This window comes from Lentzea miocenica (assembly GCF_033949945.1).
In the GTDB taxonomy this organism is placed as follows: domain Bacteria; phylum Actinomycetota; class Actinomycetes; order Mycobacteriales; family Pseudonocardiaceae; genus Lentzea; species Lentzea miocenica.
Map to the genome: position 1 here is coordinate 61,684 of NZ_JAXAVW010000003.1, position 16,241 is coordinate 77,924.

The window sequence follows — 16,241 nt, forward strand, 5'->3', positions numbered from 1 at the left end:
GACACCGCGATGGCCAAGATCACCTATGTCCACCCGGACGGGACGTCGTCGGTAGTCGACGTCGAACCGGGCAACTCGATCATGCGCGGTGCCAAGCTCGCCGGCGTCGAGGGCATCCTCGCCCAGTGCGGCGGTGGCGCGACGTGCGGCACCTGCCACATCTACGTGGACAAGGACAACACCAAACCGTTGCCCGCCATGCACGACCTGGAGGACGGGCTGCTGGGCGTCACCGCGAGCCCTCGTCAGGAGAACAGCCGGCTGAGCTGTCAGATCCCGGTCGTCGAGGAGCTGGACGGGCTCGTCGTGCACCTTCCCGAGAAGCAACTCTGAGGAGCGTTGAACCATGACTCGACGGGTCGCCTTCGTCACGGGCGCAACCAGCGGAATCGGCCTCTCCGTCGCGGAGTCGCTCGGCGCGGCGGGCCACGCGGTGTTCGTGGTCGCGCGCGACGCGGAGAACGTCGCCTCGACGGTCAAGCAGCTGCGCGAGGACGGCTACGAGGCCGACGGCACCACCTGTGACGTCAAGTCCACAGAGGACATCCGCAAGGCCGTCACCAAGGCCGTGGAGACGTTCGGCCGCATCGAGATCCTCGTCAACAACGCCGGTCGCGGCGGCGGCGGGGAGATCGCCACGCTGGACGAGGCCATCTGGACCGACGTCATCGACACCAACCTGCACAGCGTCTTCCGCGTCACCAAGGAAGTCCTGTCCACCGGCCAGATGAACCAGGGCGACTGGGGCCGCGTCATCAACATCGCGTCCACCGGCGGCAAGCAGGGCGTCATCTACGCCTCGCCGTACAGCGCGTCGAAGCACGGTGTCGTCGGCTTCACGAAGGCCGTCGGCCTGGAGCTCGCGAAGACCGGCATCACGGTCAACGCCGTCTGCCCCGGCTACGTCGAGACGCCGATGGCCGGCAAGGTGCGCCAGGGTTACGCCAACCACTGGGGCATCACCGAGGACGACGTCCTGGAGAAGTTCAACGCCAAGATCCCGCTCGGCCGCTACTCCACCCCGGAGGAGGTCGCCGGCCTGGTCACCTACCTGACCACCGAGACCGCGAACTCCATCACCGCGCAGGCGCTCAACGTCTGCGGTGGCCTGGGGAACTACTGATGACAGACGCATCCGTCGTCATCGTGGGTGCTGGCCAGGCGGGATGCCAGGCCGCGGTGTCCCTGCGAGAACGGGGACACCGCGGCGCCATCACGCTGATCGGCGACGAGGGCGTGCTGCCCTACCAGCGCCCACCGCTCACGAAGGCCTATCTGCAGGGGGACATCGGGTTCGGCGACCTGGTGTTCCGTCCGGAGAAGTACTACGCCGAGCACGACATCACCCTCGTGCTCGACGACCCGGCAGTCTCCATCGACCGTGCGGCCCGGCAGGTTGTGCTGCGCTCTGGCCGTGTCGTCGAGTTCGGGAACCTCGTGCTGGCAACGGGTTCGCGTCCTCGCCCGATTCCCGGTGCGCACACGATCCGGACGACCACCGACGCCGACAGCGCCCGTCCGCACGGCCGGGTGGTGACGATCGGCGCCGGGTTCATCGGGCTCGAGTACGCCGCGGTCGCCAGCGAGGCCGGATGCGACGTGACGGTGATCGAGGCACAGCCCCGTGCGCTGGCACGGGTTCTGTCCGAGGAGACGGCCGAGCACGTCGTGCAGGTGCACCGGCGGCGGGGAGTGAAGTTCCTCTTCAACGCCACCGTGGCCGAGGTGCGGCCCGGCGAGGTCGTGCTCGCGGACGGCACGGTGCTGCCCGCCGATCTCGTCGTGGCGGGCATCGGCGTGGTGCCGAACGCCGAACTGGCCGCCGAGGCCGGGCTGTCGGTCGACGACGGGATCGTGGTCGACCCGTGGCTGCGCACGTCCGATCCGGTGATCTTCGCGATCGGCGACTGCGCGCGGTTCCACCACGGGGCGCGGCAGATCCGGCTGGAGTGCGTGCAGAACGCCGTGGACCAGGGCACCGCTGTCGCCGAGGTCATCACGGGGTCGGCGGAGCCGTACGCGCCGGTGCCGTGGTTCTGGAGCGACCAGTACGCGATGAAGGTGCAGATCGCCGGCGTCACCGACGGCCACGACAGCGTTGTGGTGACCGGGGACCCGGTGTCGGGCGCGTTCTCGGTGTTCTGCTTCGCCGGCGACCGGCTGCTCGGCGTGGAGTCCGTCAACAAGCCCGTCGACCACGTCCTCGCGCGGCGGTTGCTCGCGGCGAACTGCCCGATCCGGCCGGAAATGGTCGCGGTCCCCGGCTTCGACCTGCGCACCGCGGCCTAGCTGTTCTGGCGTCTGCAAGTACTACCAACACGAAGTTGGTGGTACTTGCAGACGCCTTTTGCGTCAGCGGACGTGGCGGAAGAAGGTCCGCAGCTCGGACACGAGGACGTCCGGGCGCTCGATGCCGGGGAAGTGGCCACCGACCTCGGCGTCGTTCCAGTAACGCAGGTCGGTGAACCTGGCCTCGATCCACGCCTTCGGCATGCGCGCGTCCTTCGGGAAGATCGTCACACCGGTCGGCACCGACACCTGGTGCATCGGCACCTTGTTGTGCGACTCCCAGTACAGCCGCGCGGCCGACGTCGCCGTCCCGGTGAACCAGTAGATCGACACCGCGTCCAGCAGCTTCTCGACCGGAACCACTTCTTCGAAGGGCCGGTCGTGGTCGGTCCACGAGTAGTACTTCTCCGCGATCCACGCCAGCAGCGCGACAGGGGAGTCCTGCAGGCCGTAGCCGATCGTCTGCGGCTTGGTCATCTGGATGGCGGAGTAGCCGGCCTCACGAGCCTGGAACTCCTTCAGCGCGGAGAGGCCCGCGTAGTCGCGCTGGGTCAGCTCGACCTGTGCCTCGGGTGCTCCGGCGAACACCATCGTCAGGTGGATGCCGAGGAGCCGCTCAGCGTCGATGTGGCCCAGCTCCGCGGTGACGAACGAACCCCAGTCGCCACCGTGCGCGGCATAGCGGTCGTAGCCCAGCCCGGTCATCAACGACGACCACGCGCGGGCGATCCTCTCGACGCCCCAACCGGTCTCGGCTGGCTTGTCGGAGAAACCGTAGCCCGGCAAGGAGGGCACGACGACGTGGAACGCGTCGGCGGGGTCCGCGGGGTTCGTCAGCGGTTCGACGACCTCCAGGAACTCCAGCACCGAACCTGGCCAGCCGTGTGTGAGCAGCAACGGGGTGGCGCCGGCGTGCGGCGAGCGGACGTGGATGAAGTGGATGCCCAGCCCGTCGATCTCGGCGCGGAACTGGGGGAGGGCGTTGAGCCGCGCCTCGACGGCCCGCCAGTCGTACTTGTGCTCCCAGTGCTCAGCGAGCGAACGGACGAAGGACAGCGGCGCGCCCTGCGACCAGTCGGACACCGTCTCCGCGTCGGGCCAGCGGGTCAGCGACAGACGGGTGCGCAGATCGTCCACAGAGGACTCGGAGACGTTGACCTCGAACTCGGTGACGTTCATGCGTGGGCACGTTACGGCCGCGGCCTCGAAGGGCCCTCGAAGGCGGTTGAGCGGACATCCAGGGCATCTCCACGCGGGGCTGGCACGGTCAAGCGCGGCTGACGAGAAGGGAACCGCCATGACCAACGCCGAGACAGAGCTGACGCCTTTCCCCTGGCACCGCAAGTGCCCGTACCAGCCCCCGGAGGAATACGCGCAGCTCCGGCCGGAAACCCCCATCGCCAAGGTCGAGCTCCGCACGGGCCGCGAGGCCTACGTGGTCACGAGCTACGAGCACGTGCGCAAGCTCTTCACCGAGCCGGACGCGAGTTCCGACCGCGGTCACGAGGGTTTCCCGTACTACATCGACATTCCCCCGCAGTTCCGCACCGAGGGCTCGTTCATCGGCTGGGACCCGCCCAAGCACACGGCCTACCGCCGGATGGCCGCGGTGTCCGGTGAGTTCACCAAGCAGCGGGTCCGCGCGATGCTGCCGCGGATCGAGCAGATCGTCGACGAGCGGATCGACGCGATGCTCGAGCAGGGGCCGGTGGTCGACCTGGTCACCGCGCTCGCGCTGCCGGTGCCGCTGACGATCGTCTGCGAGATCCTCGGCATCCCGCACCAGGACCACGACTACCTGCACGACCGCACCGACAAGCTGTTCGGCGGCAAGTCCTCCGCCGAGGTGCGGATGGCCGCCATCACCGAGCTGAACGGCTACCTGGCCGGGCTGCTCGAGAAGAAGCTCAAGGAGCCGGGCGAGGACCTCATCAGCCGCATCGTCGTCCGGTTCCACGAGGCCGGTCTCTACGACAGCCGCGAGCTCGTCAACCTGGTCCGCCTGCTGCTCAACGGCGGCCACGAGACCAGTGCCGCGATGATCGCGATCGGCGCCATGACCCTGCTGGAGCACCCCGACCAGCTGGAGAAGCTGAAGAACGACTGGAGCCTGGCGCCCAACGCGGTCGAGGAGCTGCTGCGCTACCTGACGCCGGGCGACCTCGCGTCCTCCCGGGTGGCACTGGCCGACATCGACGCCGGCCCGGTCACCATCAAGAAGGGCGAGGGCATGATCATCTGCGGTGCCGCGGCCAACCGCGACCCCGAGGCCTTCCCCGAGCCCGACAAGTTCGACATCACCCGCCCGAACGCGCGCAACCACGTCGCGTTCGGCTACGGCGTGCACCACTGCATCGGCGCGGAGATCGCCCGTGTCGAGCTCACCGTGGTGCTCACCAAGCTGTTCCAGCGCATTCCGAACCTCAAGCTCGCCAAGCCCTGGAACGAGCTGCAGTACAAGGACGGCGCGGTCATGTACGGCGTCTACGAGATGCCCGTCACCTGGTGACATAGCTGCCCGACGAGAAGGGCCCGCCGGTTGCGACCGGCGGGCCCTTCTAGCGTGGCTGTTATCGAACCGCGCCAACGACGTCCTCCTGCGGCGAGGTCTGCAGGGGCTTGACCTTCGTGCGGCCGAACCGCCGCATGAACGGTGTCTCCACCCACGCGAACAGCGCCCAGGCGATCAGCAGGGACACCGCGAAGGCGGCGACCAGGAACGCCAGCGCGACCGGTGCGGACCACGCCTTGCCGCCCAGGGCGCCGAAAGCGTTGATCTCGGTGCCGAACGCCCAGTGCCCGTACGTCAGCACGAGCCGGTGCACCAGGTAGAACGCGAACGACACCTCACCCAGCCACACCATGCTCGACCGGGCGAAGACGGTCTTGCGCCCCTTGACGTCCGCGACGGCCGCGGCCGGGATCAGCAGCGCCAGCGGGATGATCGTCGCGCCGACGAACGCGTACAGGAACGGCACGAACAGCGAGGCGACGTAACCCACGACCGCGAGCGCGATGCCCCACTTGACGCCCAGGCCGATCCAGCGACCGGTCATGACGATCCGCGCCAGGATGATGCCGAGCGCGAACTCGAACAGGCGCGTGACCGGGAAGTTGTAGACGAACCAGATCTGGGCGTAGGACGCGGGACCCCACGGCCACACCGGCGTCGACGGCAGGACCGCCTTGGCCACCAGCGGTACCAGCAGCACCGCGAGGATCGCGGCGCCGGCGTAGAACCACAGCCGCGACGGCCGGATCTTGTTGATCAGCACCAGCAGGAACGGGAACGACAGGTAGAACAGGGCCTCGACCGACAGCGACCACGCGACACCGTTGCCGGACAACAGCACGTCGTAGTTCGGGACCCACGACTGGAGCAGGAACAGGTTCGCGACCGCGGAGGCCGGGTCGATCGCCTGGCGGAAAACCAGCAGCAGCACGATCGCCGCGACGAACGTGACGACGTGGTTGGGCAGGATCTTCGCGAACCGCCGCCGGAAGAAGTTCCCCTTCGTGTCACCGGGCCTGGCCGACCAGGTCAGCACGAATCCGCTGAGGATGAAGAAGAACGACACACCGACGAACCCGGCGGTGCTCGTCGCGATCATGTACAGGAAGCCGACCTCGGGGGTCCGGAAGAGGAACTCCAGGCTGCCGTGGAAGACGAAGACCATTGCCGCGGCGACGAACCGCATGCCCGTCAGTGACGGGAGTCTCGACGAACTCGCTACTTGGCTCGACACGGTGGGGACCTTTCGGAAGGACGTTGTCAGGTCGCCCGATGGTGAGAACACGTCATGGCGAATGGCTCGCGACCTGCTCGAAACCCTTTTCCTCAGTCACTTCCCGATTCGCGCTTGAGCGCACGCGGACACCGTTCCCGACGAGGAGTTCCCCAGGGAGGTTGCCGTGACACCGTCCACCACGGAGCTGCGCAGGCGGGAGGACACCGACCTCCCGACGAGGCTCGCGAAGTCCGCCGCCACCGAGCAGGGCGCGTTCCTGCAGACAGAGCACTTCGACCTGTGGCTGACCGAACGCTGGCTCGCCAACGCGTTCCGCGTCGAGCGCATCCCGTTCGCCGACCTCGACCTCTGGTACACCGAGCAGGAGACCGGGAACATCCGGCACCAGAGCGGCAAGTTCTTCACCGTCGAGGGCCTGAAGGTCGACACGGCGACGCGTTCGTGGAGCCAGCCGATCATCCGCCAGCCCGAGGTCGGCATGCTGGGCATCCTCGTCAAGGAGTTCAACGGGGTCCTGCACTGCCTGATGCAGGCGAAGATGGAGCCGGGCAACCCGAACCTGCTGCAGCTCTCGCCGACCGTGCAGGCCACGAAGTCGAACTACACCCGCGTGCACAAGGGCGCCAAGGTGAAGTACCTGGAGTACTTCGCGGAGGGCGCCCAGCGCGGCCGGGTGATCGTTGACGTGCTGCAGTCCGAGCACGGGTCCTGGTTCTACCGCAAGAGCAACCGCAACATCGTCGTCGAGGTGACCGAGGACGTCCCCATGGACGACGACTTCTGCTGGCTCACGCTCGGCCAGGTGAACGCGTTGCTGCACCGGGACAACCTCGTCAACATGGACTCGCGCACGGTGCTCTCCTGCCTGCCCGCACCGGGGTACGCCGAGCCCGCCAACGACTTCCAGGCCGCGCTGCTGGCCTCCCGCGACCCGCACGCCGGCGCGCTGTCGGCGACACCTGACGTGCTGAGCTGGTTCACCGGGCAGCGCGCCGACCACGACATCGACGTCTCGCGCGTCCCGCTGGGCGCGGTGCCCGGCTGGATCCGCACCGACGACGAGATCTGCCGTGAGGACGGGAAGTTCTTCCGGTGCGTGGCGGTGCGGGCGATCGCGGGCAACCGCGAGGTGACCAGCTGGACGCAGCCGCTGTTCGAGCAGTACGGCAGAGGCGTCGCGGCGTTCATCGTGAAGCAGTTCGCCGGCGTGCTGCACGTGCTGGTGCACGCGCGGCTGGAGGGCGGGTTCCTCGACACCGTGGAGCTCGGGCCGACCGTGCAGTGCGTTCCCGGCAACTACCACGACGCCGAACGCCCGCCGTTCCTCGACCACGTGCTCGCCGCGGAGAAGTCGAGAATCCATTACTCGACAGTGCATTCCGAGGAGGGCGGCCGATTCCTCGACACGGAGAGCGATTACCTCGTCGTCGAGGCGGACGAGTCGTTCCCGAGTGAGGTTCCGCCGCAGTACGCGTGGGTCACCGTGGGACAGCTGACGGATCTGCTCCGGCACGGCCGTTACGTGAACGTGCAGGCCAGGACGCTCGTAGCGGCGCTGAACGCGCTGGGCTAGCCGAGCTGGGCAGGAAATAATACCTGCGCGACATGTGAAAAACACGATCGGGTTACCCGGCTCCAGCGCGGTTCGAGTACCGCCCGATCCGGCTTGAATAGCGTGGTCGCCATGAAGATCCTAGTGAGTAGCGGTCCGTCGTTCGGCCTCTACTTCCCGGTCGTCCCGCTGGCGTGGGCCTTGCGGGCGGCGGGTCACGAGGTGCTCGTCGCGAGCCCGGAGAGCATGGCCGCAGCGGTCAACGGCTCCGGGCTGCCACATGTGGCCACCTACGGGCCCATGCAGATGCGCGAGGTCATGCTGCACGACCGGGCGGGCAACCAGCTCGCGCAGGCCGGCACCGAGGAAGGCCTGCTCGAGCAGGTCGGCCGCGGGTTCGGCCGGCTCGCCGCCCGCACGATCGACGGCATGCTCGCCATCACCGAGGCCTGGCGCCCGGACGCGATCATCGGCGAGGCGCACGCGTTCTCCGCCGGGGTCGCCGCGAAGATCCACGGCATCCCGTGGTTCGAGAACGGCATCGGCATCGGTTACCGCTCCGACATCGACGGCTGGACGGCCGTGGAGTTCGCGCCTGAGCTGGAACGGCTCGGGTTCGACGGGTTGCCGGAGCCCGACATGGTGCTCGACACCTGTCCCGCGCTCATCCGTCCCGCGGATGTCGTCGCGGGACAACCGATGCGGTGCGTCCAGTACGACACGCCCGCCTCGGTGCCCTCCTGGGTCTTCGAAAAACGCGATCGTCCCCGTGTCATGATCACGCTCGGCACCATCCTGCCGAACTCCCCCGCGGGCCCGGCCATCTTCAACGAGCTGGTCCGCACCCTGCCCTCGCTGGGTGTGGAGCTCGTGCTCGCGATGCCGGACGAGGCGGTCGCCAAGCTCGATCCGTTGCCCGACGCCGTCGTCGCCGCCGGGTGGATGCCCCTCACCTCCGTGTTGCCCGCCTGTGATCTCACAGTGCATCACGCCGGTGGGGGATCGACCATGTCCTCGCTGATCGCCGGACTTCCGCAGCTGCTCGCTCCGGGAGTCATGGCGGAGCAACGGGATTCCGCACAACGTCTCTGCGAGTTCGGTGCTGCCAAACAGCTCCAGTCGCAGGAGGTGGAACCGGCAGAGGTGCTCGAGGCCTGCCGGGCGTTGCTGGAGGACGCGTCCTATCGGGATCGGGCGGGTCAGTTGAAGCACGCGATTGAGGAAATGCCCTCGCCCGGCGCGGTAGTGCCGGTGATCGAGGACTTCGTCCGTCACCGCGCCGTCGGCGCAGCGGAAGAAACTGAGTGAGGAGCTATGACCCAGAACATCGACGCGGCGCCGGATTCAGGTGCGCAGAGTTGGCCGGGAGCCAACGCGACCCAAGGTGAGCCGTTCAAATGGCGCTGGCTTGCACTCGGCGTCATCCTGCTGGCCACCGCGATGGACATTCTCGACTCGCTGATCACGGTCATCGCCGCTCCGTCCATCGTGGCGGACATCGGTGGTGGCGCGACCTTCATCCAGTGGCTGGGTGCCGGCTACACCCTCGCCATGGCGTGCGGCCTGATCATCGGCGGCCGGCTCGGTGACATCTTCGGCAAGAAGCAGATGTTCATCGTCGGCGCCACCGGCTTCACGATCGCCTCGGCGCTGTGCAGCGTCGCGACGACACCGGGCGTCCTGGTGGTCGCCCGTGTGCTGCAGGGTCTCTTCGGCGCGATGATGCTGCCGCAGGGCCTCGGCGTCATCACCGAGGTGTTCCCGCCCAAGGAGATGGCCAAGGCGTTCGGCGCCTACGGCCCGATCCTCGGTCTCGCGACCATCGGCGGCCCGATCCTCGGCGGCTGGCTGATCAACCTCGACCTGTTCGGCACCGGCTGGCGGATGATCTTCCTGATCAACCTGCCGCTGGGCCTGCTGGCGATCTTCGGTGCCATCAAGTGCTTCCCCAAGGCCAACAAGACGGCCAAGAAGCTCGACCTCGTCGGCGCGCTGCTCGCCTCCGGCGGTGCCGCGCTGCTGGTCGTCCCGGTCGTGCAGGGACGGGAAGAGGGCTGGCCGGCGTGGACCTTCGTGTCCATCGTCGCCGGTGTCCTCACGTTCTTCGTCTTCGGCTGGTACGAGGGACGTCGCGACAAGAAGGGCGGCGAGCCGCTCGTCGTGCCGTCGCTGTTCAAGAAGAAGGCCTTCAACGGCGGTCTGGCCGCGGGTCTCGCGCTGTTCTCCGCGCTCACCGGCTTCTCGCTGGTGCTGAGCATCTACCTGCAGCTGGGCCTCGGGTTCACCGCGCTCGGCGCGTCGCTCGCGGTGCTGCCGCAGGCGATCGGTTCGACGTTCGGCTTCGCCGCGTCCGGCGCCGGTCTGGCCGCGAAGCTCGGCCGTCGCCTGATCCACATCGGCCTCGCCGGCATGGTCGTCGGCCTGATCGCGTTCTACTTCACGATCAAGCTCGGCGGCCCCGACGTCGGTGGCTGGGCGATGTCCCCGTCGCTGTTCTTCGCCGGCATCGGCATGGGTCTCGCGATGGCGCCGTTCTTCGAGCTGATCCTCGCGGGTGTCGACCCGCAGGAGACGGGCTCGGCGTCCGGCACGCTGACCTCGGTGCAGCAGTTCGGTGGCGCCCTGGGCGTCGCGGTCCTCGGCACCGTGTTCTTCGCGCTGGTCAACGGATCCGGCTACCTGTCGGCGATCGAGACCAGCATCTGGGTGGTCGTGGCCCTGCAGGTCGCGGCGGCGGCGCTGATCTTCTTCCTGCCGAAGATGCCGAAGCCCGCGTGGGACCCGAGCCAGTGGGAAGGCGGCGACGGCGGCGGCGAGTGGAGTGCCGAAGCGGCCGCGCAGTGGGGTGGTGGCGGCGACAGTGCCGCCGGCGCCGACAACGCCGCGGCCGACTGGAACGCGGACGCCAAGAAGTAAGCGCTACAACCGGATTGTCCGGAAGGCTCGCCGATCATCGCGATCGGCGGGCCTTCCGCCCGTAGTGGGCTCTTTTCAAGGAATCTTCGAGGGAGACTCAATGACCGCCGTGACAGAACCTTCCTTGGACGTCGCGCTCGCCGCGACGTACAAGAAGTCCATCAGCGAGCACTACAAGGATCTCGCGCTCAAGCTGCAGGTGGCGCTGAACACGCAGGACCTCAGCCTGGTCGACGGGCTCATCCACGACGACTTCCTCGACGTCACCGGCCCTCCCGGGATGTTCCCCGACGGCCCGGAAGGCGTGCGGCAGCACATCCTCTGGCTCAACCGCCGCTTCAAGGACGCGAAGTGGGAGGTGCAGCAGGCCGTCGCCGAGGGCACCACGGTCGTGCTGCGCGTCCGCTTCACCGGCATCGAGACCGAGGAAGGCCAGGCCGCACCCGTCGGCACGCGGTTCACCTACGCGCAGGCGCACTACTTCGAGGGCCGCGACGGCCTTCTGGTGCAGCACATCGGTGTCCGCAGCGAACAGGACATCTCCCAGTAAGGGACTTCCATGGACGTCATCGGACGTGGCTTCCTGGCCACGAACCTCGCACGTATCGCGGGAAAGCATCATGACGTCGTCGCGTTCGCGGCCGGATCATCCTCGACCGTCGCCACATCGGCGGACGAGTTCGGCCGTGAAACAGGCATCCTGCACGACGAGATCCGCAGGTGCCGCGCGGAAGGCAAGTTGTTCGTCTACTTCTCCACCGCGTCCGCGGCCATGTACGGCTCACCGGACTCACCGGGCACGGAGGACGGCCCGGTGTTCCCCGGCAACGCCTACGGGCGCCACAAGCTCGCGATGGAGGCGCTGATCCGCGCCTCCGGGGTGGCGTACCTGGTGCTGCGCCTGGGACATCTCGTCGGTCCCGACCAGCGTCCACATCAGATGATGCCGACACTGGTGGCACAGGTGCGTTCCGGCGAGATCGAGGTCTGGCGGGGAGCGCACCGCGACCTCGTCGACGTGCTCGACGTGGTGCGACTGCTCGACGCGTTGCTGACCATCCGCGTGTGCGGGGAGGTCGTGAACGTCGCGAGCGGTGTGCCCGTGCCGGTCGAGGACGTGGTGGAGCACCTGGAAAACCGGCTGCGCGTGTCGTTGCGGAAGACCTATCGCGACGCTTACGCGCGCCATGACATCTCACTGGCCAAGCTCACTCGCCTCGCGCCCGTCGTGCGCGAGCTGGGTTTCGGCCCCGACTACTACCGGCGCGTCGTCGACCGCTATCTGAGCGCCACGACCGGCGTGCCGCTCGAAGACCTACCGTCAGCCGGATGAAGGAGCAACGGCAATGCGAGTACTCATCAGCACGTGGCCGGCGAGCGGGCACCTGCAGCCGATCGTCCCACTGAGCTGGGCACTGCGCGGTGCCGGCCACGAGGTCATCGTCACCACGCCCCAGCACCTCGTGCCCTTCGTCAAGTCGACCGGCCTCGACGCGATCGCGCTCGGCGAGGAGCAGGACCAGAAGATGATGCTGCAGGGCATCATCCAGCAGGCCGGCGAGAACGCCTCTCCCGCCGAGGCGCTGCCGCGGCCGGACCGCCAGTTCTGGGGCAACATCGCCTACGGTCCCGCGGGCCGCACCGCGGAGGTCCTCCCGCTGCTGCTGGAGAAGGCCAAGGCGTTCGCGCCCGACCTGATCGTGGCGGACCCGATGGACCTCTCCGGGCGGCTGCTCGGCGGCATCCTCGGCGTGCCCGTCGTGCGTCACCGCTGGGGCGTCGACCCGTTGACGGAGGCGTTCGAGGAGACCGCCCACATGGTCCTCGACCCGGTGGCGCAGCAGATGGGCCTGACCGGGCTGCCCGAGCCGGACCTGACCATCGACCCGTGCCCGCCGTCGTTCCAGCTGCCAGGACTGGAGAAGGGCCGTCCCGTGCGGTACCTGCCGTCCAACGGGTTCGGCGCGGTGCCCGCGTGGGCGCTGGAGGAGCCGTCGAAGCCGCGGATCTGCGTGTCCTTCGGCTCGATGCCCAAGGAGCTCGGCATGCGCAAGGTGCTGGGCTGGGTCTACGAGGCCATCTCGCGCCTCGGTGACGTCGAGGTCGTTCTCGCCGTGCCGAACGGGATCGACGCCGAGGACCACTCGGTGATCGCGGACAAGGTGATCTCGTCCTCGCACCTGCCGCTGAACCTGTTCATGCGCACGTGCTCGGTGATCGTGCACCACGGCGGTTCCGGCACGGGCCTGACCGCGTTGAACGCCGCCACGCCGCAGCTGGTGCTGCCGCAGTTCGCCGACCACTTCCCGTGGGCGGAGCGGCTCGAGGCGACCGGTGCCGGTGCGGCCGTCGAAGGCGTGGAGAAGCAGCAGGACGTGGCGTTCATCCAGGACCGCCTGGAGGAGCTGATCCACAAGCCCGAGGCCAAGGAGGCGTCGCTCGCGATGCAGGCCGAGATCCACAACGCGCCGTCCCCCGCGTCGCTGGTGCCGGAGCTGGAAGCCCTAGCGGGCGTCTGATTCCTTCACCGCACGAGAAAAGCCCCCGGCTTCGGCCGGGGGCTTTTTCGTTGAACCTTCGCTCAGTCGTTGAGCTGGAGCACGACCGTGCCCGCGAACTTCTTGTCCAGCAACGCGATGAACGTCTCCGCGGCGACCGGCACACCGCCCTTGACGACCGTGTGGGCGAAGGAGATCTTGCCCTCGTCCAGCCAGCCGGAGAACGTCTTGTTCCACGCCGCCAGCTGTTCCTCGGTGTCGAAGGTGGCGAAGCCGCGGAACGTCAGCTGCTTGGCGATGGCGCGCATCAGGGCGAGGCGCGGGTGGTCGCCGTCGGTGCCACCGATCTGGCCGCTCAGCGCGCCGCACAGGGCGAACCGGGCGCCGGGCTGGGCGTGCTCGACGGCGGCCTCGAACTGCTCGCCGCCGACGTTGTCGAAGCACACCGTGATGCCGTCGGGGGCGAGCTCGCGCAGCCGGTCCAGCACCGGTCCGTCGTGGTAGTCGAACGCGGCGTCGAAGCCGGCCTCGTTCACCAGGAAGTCGACCTTCTCCTTGCTGCCGGTGGAACCGATGACGAGCTTGGCGCCGCGGGCCTTCGCGATCTGACCGGCCAGCGTGCCGACCGCGCCGGTCGCACCGGACACGAACACGACGTCGCCCTCGCCCGCGTCGGCCATCTCGACGATGCCGCGCCACGCGGTGGGACCGTTGGCGAGGAAGTACTCCGCGCCGGGCAGCAGCGAGCGGTCGAGCTTCTTCACGCCGAACTCGGGGCTCACGACCGCCCACTCGCGCCAGCCGTTGTAGTGCAGCAGGAAAGTGCCGACGGGCAGGCTTTCGTTGTTGGACACCACGACCGTGCCGACGGTGGTGCCCCACGGCGTCGCGCCGATCTCGTAGTTCGGGATCGGGAGGCTGGTCTCCTCGTTCATCAGGTCGCGGTACACCGAGCCGAGGAACATCCACTCGTTGCGCACCAGGACCTCGCCGTCGCCCGGCACCGGCATCGGCACCTCGACGAGCTCGAAGTTCTCCTGGGTCAGCCGGTCCGCCGGACGCGAAACCAGGCGCAGCTCCCGCGACGTCGCAGGAATCGCTTCGGCGCTCATACGGATCTCCTTAAGCCTTCACACAGTGGGGTTTCACCGTCCCCGGCCACGGCTTTGCGGGCCTTGAGAGGAACCTGAGCCATCTCAAGGCACGCGCGAGCGGGGGTGCAGGGGGCACTGGCTGACTAGGGGCCATGGCTGACTTCGACGTCATCGTGGTCGGCAGCGGCTCGGCGGGCGGCGTTCTGGCGGCACGGCTGTCGGAGGACCCTTCTCGGCGCGTGCTGCTGCTGGAAGCAGGGCCGGACGACCCCGTCGCGGGCCCCATGCACAACTGGATGTACCGCTCAGAGCCCCAGGTCGGCGGTGAGCCGCTGAACCTGCCGCGCGGCAGGATCGTCGGCGGTTGCTCGGCGGTCAACGCGTGCATCGCCCTGCGCGGTGCGCCTTCTGACTACGACGCGTGGCCCGACCCGTGGTCGTTCGACGTGGCGTCGCGGTACTTCGAGGCCGTGGAGTCGGTGGTGCCGATCCGCAGGCCCGCCGGCGACATGACGTCCACGAACCGCGCGTTCATCGAGACCGCCGTTTCGCTCGGCCTCGACCGGATCGAGGACCACAACGCGCCGGGCGCGATCGGTGCCGGACCGGTGCCGTTGAACGAGATCGACGGCGTGCGGCAGAGCACCGCGGTCACCTACCTCGCGGCCGCGAGGTCCAGGGACAACCTGACGATCCGGCCGAACTCCCTGGTGTGCAAGGTGCTCGTCCGGGACGGCAGGGCCGTCGGCGTGGTGCTGCTCGGCGGCGAGACGGTCTCGGCACAGAACATCGTGGTCGCCGCCGGGGCCTACGGCTCGCCGGCCGTGCTGCTGCGGTCCGGGATCGGCCCTGCCACGGCGTTGTCCGCGCTGGGCATCTCGGTCGTCGCGGATCTGCCGGTGGGGCAGGGGTTGCAGGACCACCCGCTGGTCACGGTGAAGCTGATGGGCCGCGGGCCCGCGCTGTACCAGGCGGTCGCGACCACGGAGTCTGGGCTGCAGTTCCTGCCCGGTGCCCCGTCGCCCGCCGAGACGACCGGCGCGAACCTGATCATCTCGGTGGCGCTGCTCAAGCCCACCTCGCGCGGCCGGGTGTGGCTGCGGTCGGCCGACCCGACCGACGCGCCGCACATCGACCTCGGCCTGCTGCGGTCCTACGAGGACAGAGCGCTGATCAGGTCTGGCGTGCGGGACCTGTTGCGCCTCATCGGCACCAAGCCGTTCGCGGAGGAGATCGACGGTCCGCCGCTCAACAGCCCACCGGCCGACCTCTCGGACGACCAGGCGCTGGACCGGTGGATCTTCGCGAACGCGGGCACGTACCACCACGCGGTGGGCACGTGCGCGATGGGTTCCGTTGTGTCACCCGACGGGCAGGTGCTCGGCGTGGACGGCCTGTGGGTCGCCGACGCCTCGATCATCCCGGAAGTGCCTGCCGCCAACACGAATCTGCCCACCATGATGGTCGCGGAGCGCATCTCCGCGGTACTGATCGAGGAGACCCGCCATGTCGCTTGAGCTGGACGCCGCAGCCCAGGACCTGCTGTTCCGGGAAGCCCGCACGGCCAACACGTTCTCGTCCGAGCCGGTCTCCGACGAGACGCTGCAGGCCGTCTACGACCTGGTCAAGTACGCGCCGACGTCGATGAACCAGCAGCCGCTGCGCATCGTGCTGATCCGCTCCGACGACGCCCGTGAGCGTCTGGTGAAGACGATGTACGGCCCGAACGGCGCCAAGGTCGCGCAGGCCCCGCTGGTCGCGATCCTGGCAGCGGACCTCGAGTTCCACGAGCTCATGCCGAAGCTGTTCCCGCACTTCCCCGAGGCCAAGGACATGTTCGCGGACCCGGCGATCCGCGAGGCCTCCGCCGTGCAGAACGGCACGATGCAGGCCGCGTACTTCCTGCTCGGCATCCGGGCCGCCGGCCTGAACGCCGGCCCGATGATCGGGTTCGACGCCGATGCCGTGAACCGCGAGTTCTTCCCGGACGGCAAGCAGAAGGTGCTGCTGGTCATGAACATCGGCAAGCCGGGGGAGAACGCCTGGTGGCCGCGGTCGCCGCGGCTCGAGTACGACGAGGTCGTCACCGCCGCCTGACCCGCCGCGTGAGAAAGGCCCCCGCCGAACGTGGCGGGGGCCTTCT

Annotated in this window: 15 protein-coding genes; 12 read left to right on the plus strand and 3 right to left on the minus strand. The window is 68.5% G+C overall.

The genetic code is table 11. From position 1 onward, the window contains the following. The first annotated feature begins 9 nt into the window (after positions 1-9). From SK803_RS04390 to SK803_RS04400, 3 genes are read left to right on the plus strand one after another with little or no spacing between them, the layout of a single operon-like run. Complete coding sequence (locus SK803_RS04390; protein ID WP_319964438.1) at positions 10-333, plus strand: 2Fe-2S iron-sulfur cluster-binding protein; 324 nt, start codon at positions 10-12, stop codon at positions 331-333. 13 nt (positions 334-346) lie between these two features. Next, positions 347-1,123 carry an SDR family NAD(P)-dependent oxidoreductase gene (locus tag SK803_RS04395; protein ID WP_319964439.1) on the plus strand — a complete coding sequence of 259 codons (777 nt, stop codon included), beginning with the start codon at positions 347-349 and terminating at the stop codon, positions 1,121-1,123. Continuing rightward, positions 1,123-2,289, plus strand: a complete 1,167-nt coding sequence (locus SK803_RS04400) for an NAD(P)/FAD-dependent oxidoreductase (RefSeq protein ID WP_319964440.1) — start codon at positions 1,123-1,125, stop codon at positions 2,287-2,289. Before SK803_RS04395 ends, SK803_RS04400 begins: the two co-directional genes overlap by 1 nt. 63 nt (positions 2,290-2,352) lie before the next feature. Here SK803_RS04400 and SK803_RS04405 read toward each other — a convergent pair whose 3' ends face one another. Beyond that, positions 2,353-3,468, minus strand: coding sequence for an epoxide hydrolase family protein (locus SK803_RS04405; RefSeq protein ID WP_319964441.1), 1,116 nt, complete (start codon positions 3,466-3,468; stop codon positions 2,353-2,355). Positions 3,469-3,586: 118 nt separating this feature from the next. Between SK803_RS04405 and SK803_RS04410 the strand changes: the two genes are divergently transcribed. Continuing rightward, positions 3,587-4,798, plus strand: coding sequence for a cytochrome P450 (locus SK803_RS04410; RefSeq protein ID WP_319964442.1), 1,212 nt, complete (start codon positions 3,587-3,589; stop codon positions 4,796-4,798). 61 nt (positions 4,799-4,859) lie between these two features. Here the strand turns inward: SK803_RS04410 and SK803_RS04415 are convergent, their stop codons facing one another. Continuing rightward, positions 4,860-5,987, minus strand: a complete 1,128-nt coding sequence (locus SK803_RS04415) for an acyltransferase family protein (RefSeq protein ID WP_406601483.1) — start codon at positions 5,985-5,987, stop codon at positions 4,860-4,862. A 214-nt stretch (positions 5,988-6,201) separates the two neighbouring features. Here SK803_RS04415 and SK803_RS04420 point away from each other — a divergent pair, with 214 nt between their 5' ends. The 6 genes from SK803_RS04420 to SK803_RS04445 all read left to right on the plus strand — a co-directional run bounded on the left by SK803_RS04420 (position 6,202) and on the right by SK803_RS04445 (position 13,025). Next, positions 6,202-7,611, plus strand: a complete 1,410-nt coding sequence (locus SK803_RS04420) for an NDP-hexose 2,3-dehydratase family protein (protein WP_319964444.1) — start codon at positions 6,202-6,204, stop codon at positions 7,609-7,611. A gap of 111 nt (positions 7,612-7,722) precedes the next feature. Continuing rightward, positions 7,723-8,898: a nucleotide disphospho-sugar-binding domain-containing protein gene (locus SK803_RS04425; protein WP_319964445.1), complete on the plus strand. Its 1,176-nt coding sequence runs from the start codon at positions 7,723-7,725 to the stop codon at positions 8,896-8,898. 6 nt (positions 8,899-8,904) lie between these two features. Beyond that, positions 8,905-10,506, plus strand: coding sequence for an MFS transporter (locus SK803_RS04430; protein ID WP_319964446.1), 1,602 nt, complete (start codon positions 8,905-8,907; stop codon positions 10,504-10,506). 100 nt (positions 10,507-10,606) lie between these two features. Then, the gene (locus SK803_RS04435) at positions 10,607-11,056 is read left to right on the plus strand and encodes an ester cyclase (protein WP_319964447.1); all 450 of its coding nucleotides are present in this window, start codon (positions 10,607-10,609) and stop codon (positions 11,054-11,056) included. Positions 11,057-11,065: 9 nt separating this feature from the next. After that, positions 11,066-11,839: an NAD-dependent epimerase/dehydratase family protein gene (locus tag SK803_RS04440; RefSeq protein WP_319964448.1), complete on the plus strand. Its 774-nt coding sequence runs from the start codon at positions 11,066-11,068 to the stop codon at positions 11,837-11,839. Between the two features lie 13 nt (positions 11,840-11,852). Continuing rightward, the gene (locus SK803_RS04445) at positions 11,853-13,025 is read left to right on the plus strand and encodes a nucleotide disphospho-sugar-binding domain-containing protein (protein WP_319964449.1); all 1,173 of its coding nucleotides are present in this window, start codon (positions 11,853-11,855) and stop codon (positions 13,023-13,025) included. 62 nt (positions 13,026-13,087) lie between these two features. Here the strand turns inward: SK803_RS04445 and SK803_RS04450 are convergent, their stop codons facing one another. After that, positions 13,088-14,116, minus strand: a complete 1,029-nt coding sequence (locus SK803_RS04450) for an NADP-dependent oxidoreductase (protein ID WP_319964450.1) — start codon at positions 14,114-14,116, stop codon at positions 13,088-13,090. Between the two features lie 134 nt (positions 14,117-14,250). Between SK803_RS04450 and SK803_RS04455 the strand changes: the two genes are divergently transcribed. Continuing rightward, entirely contained in the window at positions 14,251-15,615 is a 1,365-nt protein-coding gene (locus tag SK803_RS04455) for a GMC family oxidoreductase (protein WP_319964451.1), read from the plus strand. Next, positions 15,605-16,195 (plus strand): malonic semialdehyde reductase, encoded by a 591-nt coding sequence (locus SK803_RS04460; protein WP_319964452.1) that lies wholly within the window; start codon positions 15,605-15,607, stop codon positions 16,193-16,195. The genes SK803_RS04455 and SK803_RS04460 overlap by 11 nt, the downstream gene beginning before the upstream one ends. Positions 16,196-16,241 lie beyond the last annotated feature (46 nt).

Bases quoted from the DNA above. Each gene is read 5' to 3' on its own strand.
- SK803_RS04390 (WP_319964438.1), top strand. From the start codon at position 10: ATGGCCAAGATCACCTATGTCCACCCGGACGGGACGTCGTCGGTAGTC.
- SK803_RS04395 (WP_319964439.1), top strand. From the start codon at position 347: ATGACTCGACGGGTCGCCTTCGTCACGGGCGCAACCAGCGGAATCGGC.
- SK803_RS04400 (WP_319964440.1), top strand. From the start codon at position 1,123: ATGACAGACGCATCCGTCGTCATCGTGGGTGCTGGCCAGGCGGGATGC.
- SK803_RS04405 (WP_319964441.1), bottom strand. From the start codon at position 3,468: ATGAACGTCACCGAGTTCGAGGTCAACGTCTCCGAGTCCTCTGTGGAC.
- SK803_RS04410 (WP_319964442.1), top strand. From the start codon at position 3,587: ATGACCAACGCCGAGACAGAGCTGACGCCTTTCCCCTGGCACCGCAAG.
- SK803_RS04415 (WP_406601483.1), bottom strand. From the start codon at position 5,987: ATGCGGTTCGTCGCCGCGGCAATGGTCTTCGTCTTCCACGGCAGCCTG.
- SK803_RS04425 (WP_319964445.1), top strand. From the start codon at position 7,723: ATGAAGATCCTAGTGAGTAGCGGTCCGTCGTTCGGCCTCTACTTCCCG.
- SK803_RS04430 (WP_319964446.1), top strand. From the start codon at position 8,905: ATGACCCAGAACATCGACGCGGCGCCGGATTCAGGTGCGCAGAGTTGG.
- SK803_RS04435 (WP_319964447.1), top strand. From the start codon at position 10,607: ATGACCGCCGTGACAGAACCTTCCTTGGACGTCGCGCTCGCCGCGACG.
- SK803_RS04440 (WP_319964448.1), top strand. From the start codon at position 11,066: ATGGACGTCATCGGACGTGGCTTCCTGGCCACGAACCTCGCACGTATC.
- SK803_RS04445 (WP_319964449.1), top strand. From the start codon at position 11,853: ATGCGAGTACTCATCAGCACGTGGCCGGCGAGCGGGCACCTGCAGCCG.
- SK803_RS04450 (WP_319964450.1), bottom strand. From the start codon at position 14,116: ATGAGCGCCGAAGCGATTCCTGCGACGTCGCGGGAGCTGCGCCTGGTT.
- SK803_RS04455 (WP_319964451.1), top strand. From the start codon at position 14,251: ATGGCTGACTTCGACGTCATCGTGGTCGGCAGCGGCTCGGCGGGCGGC.
- SK803_RS04460 (WP_319964452.1), top strand. From the start codon at position 15,605: ATGTCGCTTGAGCTGGACGCCGCAGCCCAGGACCTGCTGTTCCGGGAA.